This is a genomic window from Achromobacter sp. Marseille-Q4962 (genome assembly GCF_943737005.1).
Classification (GTDB): domain Bacteria; phylum Pseudomonadota; class Gammaproteobacteria; order Burkholderiales; family Burkholderiaceae_B; genus Achromobacter.
Genome location: NZ_CALSFU010000003.1, coordinates 93,137 through 107,263 on the forward strand (window position 1 = coordinate 93,137; position 14,127 = coordinate 107,263).

Below are 14,127 nucleotides of genomic sequence, written 5' to 3' on the forward strand. Positions count from 1 at the left end.
CATGAAGTTACAAAAATGTAACTTCACCGTCTTCCATTCCTGGCGCAGGCATGAAAAAAAGTAATAGCTTACGGAGAAACTTTCGTTTGCGCAAACCCGGTGCACAAGAAAGAATCATCTGGTGTGCGTCTGCCTTTGCGCATCCGCTTTCCAATTCACAGGGGAATTCATGCAACGCCGTAATGTAATCCTTGGCCTGTGCGTCGCCGCCGCGACGCTCGCCGCTCCCTTCGCCTCCGGCATCGCCCACGCCGAAGACGCCTACCCGAACAAGCCGATCCGCCTGATCGTCCCGTTCCCGCCGGGCGGCACGACCGACATCGTCGGCCGTCTCTTCGCCGACAAGCTGGGCAAGGAGCTGGGCCAGACCGTGGTGGTGGAAAACCGCGGCGGCGCCGGCGGCTCCATCGGCAGCGCGTTCGTGGCCAGCAGCGCCCCGGACGGCTACACCCTGGGCATCGCCACCGTCAGCACCCACGGCATCAACCCGGCCATCTACCCGAACCTGCCGTTCGACGCCGAGAAGGACTTCACCGCCATCTCGAACCTGGCCGCCGTGCCCAACATCATGACGGTCAACCCCAAAGTTCCGGCCAAGACCATGGCCGACTTCGTCAAGCTGGCCAAGAGCGAGCCCGGCAAGCTGACCTACGCGTCGGCCGGCAACGGTTCGGTTTCGCACATGATGGGCGAGCTCTTCAAGATGGCCTCGGGCACCAACATCATGCACGTGCCCTACCGCGGCGTGGGCCCGGCGCTGAACGACGCCCTGGCCGGCCAGGTCGACGTCATGTACGACAACCTGCCCTCCTCGCTGCCCCACGTGCAGTCCGGCCGCCTGGTCGCGCTGGCCGTGGCCTCGCCCAAGCGCGTCGCCGCCCTGCCCGACGTGCCCACCTTCGCCGAAGCCGGCCTGCCCGCCGTCAATGACGCCTCGTGGTTCGGCCTGGTCGGCCCGGCCAAGCTGCCCCAGCCCGTGGTGGACAAGCTGAACGCCGCCGTGAAGAAGGTCAGCGCCGAATCCGACGTGGTGTCCCGCCTGGCCGGCATGGGCGCGACCCCGGCCGCCAACAGCCCCGCCGAGTTCAAGGCCCAGATCGACGCCGAGATCGCCAAGAACAAGCGCGTGGCCAAAGAAGCCAACGTGAAGATCGACTGAGCGGTCCAAGGCCCCGCCGCGCCGCCCTGGCGGCGTGCCTGCGGGGCCTCCGATAAACGAACGTCCTATCCCCTATGCGTATTACCCAACCCTTGTCCTACCGGCTCGACCTGCCGCAGCAATATCCGAATTCGGACATTTCGGCCCCGCTCGTGCTCGACTCTCCGCACAGCGGCACGGCCTATCCCCCCGACTTCGCGCCGGCGGTCGACTTCGGCGCGCTGCGCACGGCCGAGGACACGTGGGTGGACGACCTCTGGGGCGACGCCGTGGACCTCGGCGTGCCGCTGATCGCCGCCGGCTTTCCGCGCGCCTACATCGACGCCAACCGCGCCCCCGATGAAATCGACGAACTGCTGCTCGACCAGCCGTGGCCCGGGCCCCTGAACGCCTCGTCCAAGGTCAGGCTGGGCAAGGGCCTGATCTGGCGCATGCTCGACGACGGCACGCCGCTGTACGACCGCAAGCTCACGGTCGATGAAGTGCGCCACCGCATCGACGCCTGCTGGAAGCCCTATCACGAGGCGCTGGCGCGCGTGCTCGACGCGGCGCATGCCCGCTTCGGCAAGGTCTGGCACATCAATTGCCACTCCATGCCCAGCGTGGCCGGCGCCTATGCCACCGACCGCCCCGGCCTGGTGCACCCCGATTTCGTGCTGGGCGACCGCGACGGCAGCACCAGCGACCCCGCCTTCCGTGAGTTCGTCGCGGCCTGGCTGCGCGAGCGCGGCTACGATGTGTCGGTCAACGACCCGTACAAGGGCGTCGAGCTGGTCCGCGCCTTCGGCCGGCCCCAGGAAGGCCGCCACAGCCTGCAGATCGAGATCAACCGAAAGCTCTACATGGACGAAGTCTCGCTGCGCCCCAGCGAAAACTACGTCCGCCTCAAGACGCATCTGCGCGAACTGACCGCCGCGCTGATCGACTGGACGCGCGCGCAGGCGGCGTGACGCCGGAGCCGTCCCCGCGCGGCGCGACGGCCGGGCCGTAGCGCCGGCCGCCCCAGCCCCATGGCGCAAGCCATGGGGCTTTTTTTCGCCTCCCTGGACTTGCCGCCCATTCCATGCAATAACTAGCTCCGAACCTTCTGAGGAGAGGCGTCGATGCACATCGGGATACCAAAAGAAACCCGAGACGGGGAAACCCGTGTCGCAGCTACACCGGAAACCATCAAGAAGTACGTGGCGGGGGGCCACGCAGTCACCGTGGAGCGCGGCGCCGGCACGGCGGCCCGCTATCTCGACGAAGCCTACGAGGCCGCCGGCGCCTCGCTCGGAAACGCGGCGCAGGCCCTGGGCGCGGATCTGGTCCTGAAAGTGCGCGCGCCCTCGGCGGCCGAGCTGTCCGCCATGAAACCCGGCGCCCTGCTCGTGGGCATGCTGGACCCCTACGACGCCGAAGGCCTGCAGGCCATGGCGGACGCCGGCCTCACCGCGTTCGCGCTCGAAGCGGCGCCGCGCATCACGCGGGCGCAGAGCCTGGACGTGCTCTCCTCGCAGGCCAACCTGGCCGGCTACAAGGCCGTGCTGCTGGCCGCCCACTACTACGGGCGGCTCTTTCCCATGATGATGACCGCGGCAGGCACCCTGAAAGCAGCGCGCGCCGTGGTGCTGGGCGCCGGCGTCGCGGGCCTGCAGGCCATCGCCACGGCCAAGCGCCTGGGCGCGGTGGTCGAAGCCTCGGACGTGCGCCCCGCCGCGCGCGAGCAGGTCGAGTCGCTGGGCGCGAAGTTCATCGACGTGCCCTATGAAACCGACGAAGAGCGCGAAATCGCCGAAGGCGTGGGCGGCTATGCCCGCCCCATGCCTCCGGCCTGGATGGCGCGCCAGGCCGCGCTCGTGTCGGAGCGCTGTCGCCAGGCCGACATCGTCATCGCCACCGCGCTCATCCCCGGCCGTCCCGCGCCGACCCTGGTGCCGGCCGAGACGGTCGCCGCCATGAAGCCCGGCTCCGTGCTGGTCGACCTGGCCGTGGAACGCGGCGGCAACTGCCCTCTGTCCGAGAAAGGAAAAGTGGTGGAAAAGCACGGAGTCACGCTGGTCGGGCTCACCAACCTGCCCGGCCTGGTCGCCACCGACGCCTCGGCGCTCTATGCCCGCAACGTGCAGGATTTCCTCAAGCTGATCATCAATGCCGAAGGCGCGCCGGCCATCCGGCGCGAAGACGAAATCGTGGCGGCCTGCCTCGTTTGCGAAGGCGGCCGCGTCACCCGCGGGAGCTGAAGATGGAAGCCATCAACCCCACCCTGACGAATCTCATCATCTTCGTGCTGGCCGTGTACGTGGGCTACCACGTCGTCTGGAACGTCACGCCCGCCCTGCACACGCCGCTCATGGCGGTCACCAACGCCATTTCCGCCATCATCATCGTGGGCGCCATGCTGGCCGCGGCGCTTACCGAGGGCGGGCTCGCGCGCGGCATGGGCGTGCTGGCGGTGGCGCTGGCCGCCGTCAACGTGTTCGGCGGCTTTCTCGTCACGCGGCGCATGCTCGAGATGTTCAAGAAGAAAGACAGGAAGCCCGCCAAGGAGGGAGCCAAATGATCTCCCTGAACCTTGTCACCCTGCTCTATCTGGTCGCCTCGGTCTGCTTCATCCAGGCCCTCAAGGGGCTGTCTCACCCCACCACTTCGCGCATGGGCAATGCGTTCGGCATGGCGGGCATGGCGATAGCCGTGCTCACGACCGCGGCGCTCATCGTCAGCCTCGCGCGCGGCTCCGCCGCCATCGGCCTGGGCTGGGTGGTGCTGGGGCTGCTGGTGGGCGGCTCCATCGGCACGCTCATGGCCAAGCGGGTCGAAATGACCAAGATGCCCGAACTGGTGGCCTTCATGCACAGCATGATCGGCCTGGCGGCGGTGGCCATCGCCGTGGCCGTGGTGGCCGAGCCCCAGGCCTTCGGCATCGCCGTACCGGGGGCTCCCATACCCGTGGGCAACCGCTTCGAGCTCTTTGTGGGCACTTTCGTGGGGGCCATCACATTCTCCGGCTCGGTCATCGCCTTCGGCAAGCTGTCGGGCAAGTACAAGTTCCGGCTGTTCCAGGGCGCGCCGGTGGTGTTCCCGGGCCAGCACCTGCTGAATCTCGCCCTGGCGCTGCTGATGCTGGCCTGCGGCTTCTGGTTCATGGCCACGCAGCAATGGACGCCCTTCGTTCTCATGGCGGCGATCGCCTTCGTGCTGGGCGTGCTCATCATCATTCCCATCGGCGGGGCCGACATGCCGGTGGTGGTGTCCATGCTCAACAGCTACTCGGGGTGGGCCGCCGCCGGCATCGGCTTCTCGCTGGACAACCCCATGCTCATCATCGCGGGCTCGCTGGTGGGATCCTCGGGCGCCATCCTGTCCTACATCATGTGCAAGGCGATGAACCGCTCGTTTTTCAACGTGATCCTAGGCGGGTTCGGCGGGCCGGCCGCCGCCGGCTCCCAGGGCGCAGCGGCGCAGCAGCGCAGCGTCAAGTCGGGCAGCCCGGACGACGCCGCCTTCCTGCTCACCAATGCCGAAACCGTGACCATCGTGCCCGGCTACGGCCTGGCCGTGGCGCGCGCGCAGCACGCGCTGAAGGAACTGGCCGAGAAGCTCACCGAGCATGGCGTCACCGTGAAATACGCCATCCACCCGGTGGCCGGCCGCATGCCCGGCCACATGAACGTGCTGCTGGCCGAGGCAGAGGTTCCGTATGACCAGGTCTACGAGATGGAAGACATCAACGGGGAGTTCGGGCAGACCGACGTGGTGCTGGTGCTGGGCGCCAACGACGTGGTCAACCCGGCGGCCAAGAACGACCCCAACTCCCCCATCGCCGGCATGCCCATTCTCGAAGCCTACAAGGCGCGCAACATCATCGTGAACAAGCGCTCCATGGCCTCGGGCTATGCCGGCCTGGACAACGAGCTCTTCTACATGGACCGCACGATGATGGTGTTCGGCGACGCCAAGAAAGTGCTCGAAGACATGGTGAAAGCGGTGGAATGAGCTGGTGCGGGAAGGCCCCTCGCCTTCCCGCCCGGCACGGCGGCCCGCCTCAGGCGCGCCGTCTCAGGCGCGCCGCAGTTGCTCGTCCACCACTTCCACCCAGTGGCGAACCGGCGTGTCGGTGCCGCTTTGCAGGTGGCCGATGCAGCCCATGTTGGACGAGAGGATCACATCGGGAGCGCAGGCCGCGATCGCATCCAGCTTGCGGTCGCGCAGCTCGGTGGATATGCCCGGGTTCAGCACCGAGTACGCGCCCGCGGAGCCGCAGCACAGGTGCCGGTCGGCGAAGGGCTGCAATTCGAAGCCCAGGTCCGCGAGCAATTGTTCGGCCAGCGGCCGCAGCCCCTGCCAATGCTGCAGCGTGCAAGGCGGGTGGAACGCCGCGCGCGTGCCTTGCGGCAGCTTCTCGCGCAGGGCCTGCGCGTGCGGCGCCACGATTTCCGCCACGTCTTTCACCAGCGCCACGATGCGCGCCGCGCGCTCGGCGTAGGCCGGATCGCCGCGCAGGTGATGCGCATACTCCTTGACCATGGCGCCGCAGCCCGAGGCGTTCATGACGATGGCCTCGATCTTGCCATCCTGCACCAGCGGCCACCAGGCATCGATATTGGCCCGCATCTGATCCAGGGCCGCACCCTGCGCGTCGAGATGGAAGCTGACCGCGCCGCAGCAACCCGCGCCCGGCACGAGCCGCGCGCCGATACCCACGGCATCCAGCACGCGCACGGTCGCGGCGTCGATGGCCGGCATCATGGCGGGCTGCACACAGCCCAGCGGCATGAGCACCTGCCGGGCATGCCGCTGGCCGCGCGGCAGCGCGCCCGGGTCGCGGCGCGGCGGCACCTTGCGCCTGAGCGCGGCGGGCAGCGCGCCGCGCACCGCCTGGCCCAGCCGCATGGCGGGCGCGAACGCACGCGACAGCATGAGGCGGCGCAGGAACTCGCGGCGTACCCTTTCCCGCCAGGGACGGCGCACCCGCTCATCCACGATCTGGCGGCCGATGTCCACCAGATGCCCGTACTGCACGCCCGACGGGCAGGTGGTTTCGCAATTGCGGCAGGTCAGGCAGCGGTCCAGGTGCTGTTGCGTGGATTGCGTGGGCGCAGCGCCCTCGAGCACCTGCTTGATGAGGTAGATGCGTCCGCGCGGGCCGTCCAGCTCGTCGCCCAGCACCTGGTAGGTCGGACAGGTCGCCGTGCAGAAGCCGCAGTGCACGCAGCGGCGCAGGATGGCGTCCGCCTCCTTGCCCAGCTCGGTGCCGCTTGCCCAGGTTGCCAGCTTGGTTTGCATGATGCGTCGGACCCTATAAATCGAGAACCAGGCGGCCCGGGTTGAAGAGGCCCGCGGGATCCAGCTCCTGTTTCAGGCGCCGCGTGATGGCGGCCACGCCGGCCGACAGCGGATGGAAGACGCCGTCGGCGGGAGCACGGGCGCCGTTGGCGCGGAACAGCGTCGCGTGGCCGCCCAGCCCGGCGGCCAGCGCGCGCAGCTCGCCCGCGTCGTGTTCGCCGCGCAGCCAGCGCTGGCCGCCGCCCCATTCGATCAGCTCCGGCCCCTTGCCGACCGGCCCCGCCGTGGGAGGCAGCGCCAGCCGCCACAAGGGCTCGTCCGCCGCGAAAAAAGAATGCGTCTGTTCGCGCAGCGAAGCCCACCACGCCCGCGCCGCTTCCGGCTCCATGGGCTCGCCGCCGAGCTGGCGCCGGGCGGTCGCGATGGCGGGCGGCGCGCCCGAAAGACGCACGCGCATCTCACCCTCGCCGCCGTCGTCCGGCCCGGTCCAGGCGGTGGCCGACACCGGCAGCGGCTTGCCGCGCCAGAGCGCGAAGCTCGCCAGCGCGTGCGCCTGGCTGGCCGGCAGGCACAGCGTGAGTTCGTCCATGGGGCGCGGCGCCACCTTCAGCGACACTTCGAGGATCGCGCCGAAGATGCCGTGCGAGCCCGCCAGCAGACGCGACACGTCATAGCCCGCCACATTCTTCATGACTTCGCCGCCGAAGGTCAGCACCCGGCCTTCCGAGTCGAGCAGCTGCACGCCCAGGACGAAATCCTTCAAGGCGCCGGCGTGCATGCGGCGCGGCCCCGACAGGCCGGCGGCCACGCAGCCGCCGAGGGTGGCCGAGGGGCCGAAATGCGGCGGCTCGAAAGCCAGCATCTGCCCGTGCTCGGCCAGGGCCGCCTCCAGTTCGGCCAGCGGCGTTCCGGCGCGCGCCGTCACCACCAGTTCGGAGGGGTGGTAGCTCACGATGCCGCGATACGGCGTCATGTCGAGCAGGCAATGGCCGTCCTGCGGAGTGAGAGGACGATAGTTGCCATAGAAGGCCTTGCTGCCGCCGCCCGTCACGAACAGCGGCTTGTGCCCGGCGCGCGCCGTCATGACCTGGTCGCACAATTCCGACAGGACGAAATTCATGGGACGGCAGCCTCAGAAACGCGCGAGATCCGGGAATCTGAGTTCGCCCGCGTGCACGTGCATCTTGCCGTATTCGGCGCAGCGCGCCAGTGTGGGAATGACCTTTTCCGGATTCAGCAGGCAAGGCGGGTCGAAGGCCCGCTTCACCGCCATGAAGGCATCGAGTTCCTCTCGGGAAAATTGCACGCACATTTGATTGATCTTCTCCATTCCCACCCCGTGCTCTCCAGTCACGGTTCCTCCCACCTGCACGCACAGCTCGAGGATGGCGGCGCCGAACTTCTCGGCCCGCTCGACTTCGTCCGGCTTGTTCGAATCGAAGAGAATCAGCGGGTGCAGATTGCCGTCGCCCGCATGAAATACGTTGGCGCAGCGCAGCCCGAACTCGTCTTCCATCTGCTCGATGGCGCCCAGCACGCGCGCCAGATGGCGGCGCGGAATCGTGCCGTCCATACAGTAGTAGTCGGGCGAGACGCGCCCCGCGGCGGGGAAGGCGTTCTTGCGCCCGGCCCAGAACTTGAGGCGCTCGGCTTCCGAGGCGGATACCTGGCAGCGCGTGGCGCCCGCCGCGCGGAACACGGCCTCCATGCGCCCGATCTCGTGGGCCACTTCTTCAGGGGTGCCGTCGGACTCGCACAGCAGGATGGCCTGCGCCTCCAGGTCGTAGCCGGCGCGCACGAAAGGCTCCACCATGTGGGTGGCGCGCCGGTCCATCATTTCGAGGCCAGCCGGGATCATGCCGGCCGCGATCACCTGCGTTACCGCATTGCCCGCCGCCTCCACGCTCGAAAAGCTCGCCATCACGACCTGCGCGCAGACGGGCCGGGGCACGAGCTTGACGGTCACTTCGGTCACCACGCCCAGCATGCCTTCCGAGCCGATGAACACCGACAGCAGGTCCAGGCCGGGCGCATCGGGCGCATCGGAGCCCAGTTCCACCACCTCTCCGTCTATGGTCACCATGCGCACGCGCAGCACGTTGTGCACGGTAAGGCCGTACTTCAGGCAATGCACGCCGCCCGAATTCTCGGCGACGTTGCCGCCGATGGAACAGGCGATCTGGCTGGACGGATCGGGCGCGTAGTAAAGGCCGTAGGGCGCGGCCGCTTCCGAGATGGCGAGATTGCGCACGCCCGGCTCCACCACGGCGGTGGCGCTGGCCAGGTCGATCTGCTTGATGCGGTTGAACTTGGACAGCCCCAGCAGCACACCCTGCGCGTGCGGCATGGCGCCGCCCGAAAGCCCGGTGCCCGCGCCCCGGGCCACGACCGGCGCGTTGAGCCGCTTGCAGACGCGCATGACGGCCTGCACCTGCTCCTCGGTTTCGGGCAGGGCGACCACCGCCGGCAACGTGCGGTAAAGGGACAGGCCATCGCACTCGTAAGGACGGGTGTCTTCTTCGCGGAACAGCACGCAATGCGCCGGCAGCACGGCCTGCAGGGCCTGCGCCAGCTGCTGCGGCGAATAAGGCGCCTGCGCTTGGGCAAGGCCGGTTTCGACCAGTGAATTCATGAGCGCAACAATAGCGCGAGCGGTCGGCCAGTGCAGGCCGGGATTTACCCGCACCCGCTGCGCCGCGGCAAACGCCGAGGCGCGCTTGAGGGCGCATTGGCGGGAGCGCGGGCCTGCCCGCTACGCCGCGCCGCGCAAGGCGGGACGGCGGCGGGCTTGTTGCGCGATTCGGACAATCGCGGCGGTGTCAAACCGATTGTGAAATGTGCAACCAAATCTGGCCGCAACGGCCGCGGCAGGCCGGGCAGCGAGGTTCCCCCGGCCCCGTGCGCCGCGCCGCTCACCAGGACACGATCTTGCCCGGGTTGAGGATGTTGTTGGGGTCGAAGGCATGCTTGAGGCTGCGCATCAGGTCGAGCGCGTCTTCGCCGTGCTCTTCGGCCATGAACTGCATCTTGTGCAGCCCCACGCCGTGCTCGCCCGTGCAGGTGCCGTCGGCGGCGATGGCGCGGCGCACCAGGTTGTGGTTGATGCGCTCGGACTCCTCCCACTCTTCCTTGCTGTCGGCGTCGAGCAGCATGAGCACATGGAAGTTGCCGTCGCCCACGTGCCCCACGATGGTGTAGGGGAAGCTCGCGCGGTCGAGCTCTTCGACGGTTTCGCGCACGCAGTCCGCCAGGCGCGAGATGGGCACGCAGACGTCGGTGGTGCTGGAACGGCATCCGGGCCGCAGCTGCAGGCCGGCGAAGTAGGCGTTGTGCCGGGCGGTCCAGAGCCGGCTGCGGTCTTCGGGCCGTTCGGCCCATTCGAAGTCCATGCCGCCGTGTTCGGCGGTAATGGCCTGCACGGTCTCGGCCTGCTCCTGCACGCCCGCCGGGCTGCCGTGGAACTCGAACACCAGCAGCGGCGTCTCGCGCAGCGTCAGCTTGCTGTGCTGGTTCACGGCCCGCACGCTGGCGGCGTCCATGAATTCCACGCGCGCCACCGGCACGCCCATCTGGATGATTTCGATCACGCTCTGGACCGCCGCGTCCAGCGTGGGGAAATTGCACACCGCGGCGGACACCGCCTCGGGCTGCGGATACAGCCGCACCGTCACTTCGGTGATGATGCCCAGCGTGCCCTCGCTGCCCACGAAAATGCGCGTGAGGTCGTAGCCCGCGGAAGACTTGCGGGCGCGGCCGGCGGTGCGCACGACGCGGCCATCCGCCGTCACCACGGTAAGCGACACCACGTTCTCGCGCATGGTGCCGTAGCGCACGGCATTGGTGCCGGAGGCGCGCGTGGCCGCCATGCCGCCCAGGCTGGCGTCGGCGCCCGGATCGATGGGGAAGAACAGGCCCGTGCTGCGGATTTCCTCGTTGAGCTGCTTGCGCGTCACGCCAGCCTGCACGGTGGCGGTGAGGTCTTCGGCGTTGACCGCGAGCACCCGGTTCATCTGGGACAGGTCGATGCTGATGCCGCCCTGGATGGCCAGGATGTGGCCTTCGAGCGACGAGCCCGCGCCATAGGGAATGATGGGCACCCGGTGCGCATTGCAGAGCTTCGCGATCTCGGCCACCTCTTCGGTGGACTGCGCGAAGACCACGGCATCGGGCAGCATGGCCGGGTACGGCGACTCATCGCGGCCGTGATGCTCGCGCACGGCGTGCGCCTCGGAGAAACGCTCTCCGAAACGCGCGCGCAAGGCGTCGAGACAAGCGGGGGGAATCGGACGGCGCAGGGATTCGGCAGGCGAGGGAGCGTTCATGATGTGCAGACTCGGGTTCGGGGAATCCAGGCATTCTACGCTTCCCGCCATGCTGCGCCGCAGCGGCTGCCTGCCCTATTTGCCGGAGGTCAGCGCCACGCGGCGGCGTTCGCGCACCGCGTGGGCCAGCCGCTCCAGCACGGCGACCGACGCGTCCCAGTCGATGCAGCCGTCGGTGATGCTCTGGCCGTAGACCAGCGGCGTGCCGGGCACCAGATCCTGGCGCCCGCCGAGCAGGTGGCTTTCGATCATCATGCCCACCAGCCGGGGGTCGCCCGCTTCCATCTGGCGCGCCACGTCCTCGACCACCAGCGGCTGGTTCTCGGGCTTCTTGCTGCTGTTGGCGTGGCTGGCGTCGATCATGACCCGCTGCGCCAGACCCGACTTGGCCATTTCCTGGCAGGCGGCCTCCACGCTGGCGGCGTCGTAGTTGGGCGTCTTGCCGCCGCGCAGGATGACGTGACAGTCTTCGTTGCCCGCGGTGGACACGATGGCCGAGTGCCCGCCTTTGGTCACCGACAGGAAGTGATGCGGCTGCGACGCCGCCTTGATGGCGTCCACGGCGATCTTCACATTGCCGTCCGTGCCGTTCTTGAACCCCACCGGGCAGGACAGCCCGGACGCCAGTTCGCGGTGCACCTGGCTCTCGGTGGTCCGCGCGCCGATGGCCCCCCACGAAACCAGGTCTGCGATGTACTGCGGCGTAATCATGTCCAGGAACTCGCACCCCGCCGGCAGCCCCATGGAATTGATGTCCAGCAGGAGCTCGCGCGCCACGCGCACGCCGCGGTTGATGTCGAAGCTGCCGTCCAGGCCGGGGTCGTTGATGAGGCCCTTCCAGCCGACCGTGGTGCGCGGTTTCTCGAAGTACACGCGCATCACGATTTCCAGGTCGGCGCCGAGCCGGTCGCGCACGGGCTTGAGCCGCTGCGCGTACTCGATGGCGGCGCGGGTGTCGTGGATCGAACACGGCCCGATCACGACGATCATGCGGTCGTCCATGCCGTGCAGGATGCGGTGCATGGCCTGCCGGGCGGCAAACACGGTTTCCGAAGCTTCGCGGGAGCAGGGGAATTCGCGCATGACGTGCGCGGGGGGATTCAGTTCTTTGATTTCACGGATGCGAAGGTCGTCGGTATTGTGTGACACGGTACAGCTCCTGGGTTGCCCGCCGCGGGAATCCTTTCCTTTACCGGCGGCACAAAAAAAGCCGCCAGTTCGCTGGCGGCTTTTTTGGGGGGATTCTTTCCAAACTTCAGATTGAGCGCGTCCCTTCCTCCGCCAGCGGCTTCAGAAAACCATAAAAGTAAAAGTAAAAAGCGGGGGACGCGAATTTCATGGGGAAAAACTCTAGCACAAAAAAAACGGGCCGTCACGCCCGTTTTTTTCCGCCGGACCGCCCCGAGGCGGAAAGCGCTTCCTTTTGGGAAGCCGCGAACCGCGCTCGGCGGCGGAGAACCGGAGGCGGCGGCGCGGCTCAGGCGGTGCCGCCCACCGTGAGCCCTTCCATGCGCACGGTAGGCATGCCCACGCCCACCGGCACGCTCTGCCCGTCCTTGCCGCAGGTGCCCACGCCCGAATCGAGCTGCAGGTCGTTGCCGATAAGGCTGACGCGGTTCATGGCGTCGGGGCCGTTGCCGATCAGGGTGGCGCCCTTCACGGGATAGGTGACCTTGCCGTTTTCGATCATGTAGGCTTCGGACGCCGAGAACACGAACTTCCCGCTCGTGATGTCGACCTGGCCGCCGCCGAAATTGACGGCATAGAGCCCGCGCTTGACCGAGGAGACGATCTCCTCGGGCGGGGTCTCGCCCGCGAGCATGTAGGTGTTGGTCATGCGCGGCATGGGCAGGTGGGCGAACGACTCGCGCCGGCCGTTGCCGGTGGCCGAGGTCTTCATGAGGCGGGCGTTGAGCGTGTCCTGCATGTAGCCGCGCAGAATGCCGTCTTCGATGAGCACGTTGCGCTGGGTGGCGTTGCCTTCATCGTCGATGTTCAGCGAGCCCCGGCGGTCGGGCAAGGTGCCGTCGTCCACCACGGTGACGCCCTTGGACGCCACGCGCTGGCCGATGCGCCCCGAAAACACGCTGGAGCCCTTGCGGTTGAAGTCGCCCTCGAGCCCGTGGCCCACGGCCTCGTGCAGCAGGATGCCGGGCCAGCCCGATCCCAGCACCACTGTCATTTCGCCCGCGGGCGCCGGCCGCGCCTCCAGGTTGACCAGCGCCTCGTGCACGGCGCGCTCCACGTAGCCTTGCAGCACTTCGTCGGAAAAGTACGACAGTCCCAGGCGGCCGCCGCCGCCGGCATGGCCCATCTCGCGCCGGCCGTTGCGTTCGGCGATGACGGTGAGCGACAGCCGCACCAGCGGCCGCACGTCCGCCGCCAGCCGGCCGTCGCTGCCGGCGACCAGCACCACGTCGTATTCCGCGCCCAGGCCGGCCATGACCTGGATGACGTGCGGATCGCGGGCGCGCGCCATACGCTCCACCCGTTCCAGCAACGCCACCTTTTCGGGAGCGGTCAGGGTCGCGACCGGGTCGATGTCCGCGTAGAGGCTGCGCCCCGCTTCCGGCTCGACGTGCGCGGCCACCTTGACCTTGCCCGCGCCGCGCCGGGCGATGCCGCGCACCGCGTGGGCGGAAGACAGCAGCGCCTCGGGCGACAGCGAATCAGAATAGGCGAAGGCGGTTTTCTCGCCGCTGACGGCGCGCACGCCCACGCCCTGGCTGATCGAGAAGCTGCCCGTCTTGACGATGCCCTCTTCCAGGCTCCAGCCTTCGCTGCGTGTGTACTGGAAATAGAGGTCCGCGTAGTCGACCTTGTGCGTGAATATCTCGCCCAGCGCGCGCGCCATGTCGGCCTCGGTCAGCCCCCAGGGGTCGAGCAGCAGCGATTTGGCGGTAGCCAGGGAAGCGATGGCGGGATCGGTGATTTTCATGGATGGTTTCGGATGCCCGGCTGCGCGCCGGAAAATGAATTGCAGGACGCTATCGTAACGCCGACCGGGGCCGGCCGTCGCGGACCGGAGCGCAACGAGGCGCAACGGCGCGCCGCCACGCGCCGTCGGGCGCCGCCGTTCGCCCGGGGCCGCGGCCGCCGCCGCGGGCCGCGTCAGATTTCCCGGGCGCGGCGCCCGGATTAATGGAACGGATATTGACGCAGCCCTTTGGCCGCACGGGCCGCCAAACAGGCTTGCCAAATAGCAGCTTATATGCCGCCTGTCACGGCGACGCTCTCAACAGATAAGAACGAATACAAGAAATCGTGGCCTTCGGAACGCGCCGGGATAAAAAAGCCGCGTCCGCCGCGCGCATCCATAAAACCTACTGGCGGGTAACAAAATAAACCCCGATGCATCGAGGATGCGTCATCCCATATTTG

11 protein-coding genes are annotated in these 14,127 nt (G+C 68.1%); 5 read left to right on the top strand and 6 right to left on the bottom strand.

What is annotated here, in order from left to right:
- Positions 1-169 precede the first annotated feature (169 nt).
- From NGJ44_RS03375 to NGJ44_RS03395, 5 genes are all read left to right on the top strand, one after another.
- Positions 170-1,159, top strand: a complete 990-nt coding sequence (locus NGJ44_RS03375) for a Bug family tripartite tricarboxylate transporter substrate binding protein (protein ID WP_251863118.1) — start codon at positions 170-172, stop codon at positions 1,157-1,159.
- Positions 1,160-1,233: 74 nt separating this feature from the next.
- Positions 1,234-2,109, top strand: a complete 876-nt coding sequence (locus NGJ44_RS03380; RefSeq protein ID WP_053246128.1) for an N-formylglutamate amidohydrolase — start codon at positions 1,234-1,236, stop codon at positions 2,107-2,109.
- A 153-nt stretch (positions 2,110-2,262) separates the two neighbouring features.
- Positions 2,263-3,381 carry a Re/Si-specific NAD(P)(+) transhydrogenase subunit alpha gene (locus NGJ44_RS03385; RefSeq protein WP_053246806.1) on the top strand — a complete coding sequence of 373 codons (1,119 nt, stop codon included), beginning with the start codon at positions 2,263-2,265 and terminating at the stop codon, positions 3,379-3,381.
- A 2-nt stretch (positions 3,382-3,383) separates the two neighbouring features.
- Positions 3,384-3,701 carry an NAD(P) transhydrogenase subunit alpha part 2 gene (locus NGJ44_RS03390; protein ID WP_053246805.1) on the top strand — a complete coding sequence of 106 codons (318 nt, stop codon included), beginning with the start codon at positions 3,384-3,386 and terminating at the stop codon, positions 3,699-3,701.
- Positions 3,698-5,134: an NAD(P)(+) transhydrogenase (Re/Si-specific) subunit beta gene (locus tag NGJ44_RS03395; RefSeq protein WP_053246804.1), complete on the top strand. Its 1,437-nt coding sequence runs from the start codon at positions 3,698-3,700 to the stop codon at positions 5,132-5,134. The genes NGJ44_RS03390 and NGJ44_RS03395 overlap by 4 nt, the downstream gene beginning before the upstream one ends.
- Positions 5,135-5,197: 63 nt before the next feature.
- Here the strand turns inward: NGJ44_RS03395 and glcF are convergent, their stop codons facing one another.
- From glcF to tldD, 6 genes are all read right to left on the bottom strand, one after another.
- A complete protein-coding gene (gene glcF, locus NGJ44_RS03400; RefSeq protein WP_251863119.1) occupies positions 5,198-6,424 on the bottom strand; it encodes a glycolate oxidase subunit GlcF in 1,227 nt (408 codons plus the stop codon).
- Positions 6,425-6,437: 13 nt separating this feature from the next.
- Positions 6,438-7,544, bottom strand: coding sequence for a glycolate oxidase subunit GlcE (gene glcE, locus NGJ44_RS03405; RefSeq protein WP_251863120.1), 1,107 nt, complete (start codon positions 7,542-7,544; stop codon positions 6,438-6,440).
- A gap of 12 nt (positions 7,545-7,556) precedes the next feature.
- Positions 7,557-9,056 carry an FAD-linked oxidase C-terminal domain-containing protein gene (locus NGJ44_RS03410; protein ID WP_251863121.1) on the bottom strand — a complete coding sequence of 500 codons (1,500 nt, stop codon included), beginning with the start codon at positions 9,054-9,056 and terminating at the stop codon, positions 7,557-7,559.
- Positions 9,057-9,336: 280 nt separating this feature from the next.
- Positions 9,337-10,746: an FAD-binding oxidoreductase gene (locus tag NGJ44_RS03415; protein WP_053245456.1), complete on the bottom strand. Its 1,410-nt coding sequence runs from the start codon at positions 10,744-10,746 to the stop codon at positions 9,337-9,339.
- A gap of 75 nt (positions 10,747-10,821) precedes the next feature.
- Positions 10,822-11,895 (bottom strand): 3-deoxy-7-phosphoheptulonate synthase AroG, encoded by a 1,074-nt coding sequence (aroG, locus tag NGJ44_RS03420; RefSeq protein ID WP_053245455.1) that lies wholly within the window; start codon positions 11,893-11,895, stop codon positions 10,822-10,824.
- A gap of 328 nt (positions 11,896-12,223) precedes the next feature.
- Complete coding sequence (gene tldD, locus NGJ44_RS03425) at positions 12,224-13,684, bottom strand: metalloprotease TldD (RefSeq protein ID WP_053245454.1); 1,461 nt, start codon at positions 13,682-13,684, stop codon at positions 12,224-12,226.
- Positions 13,685-14,127: the final 443 nt, after the last annotated feature.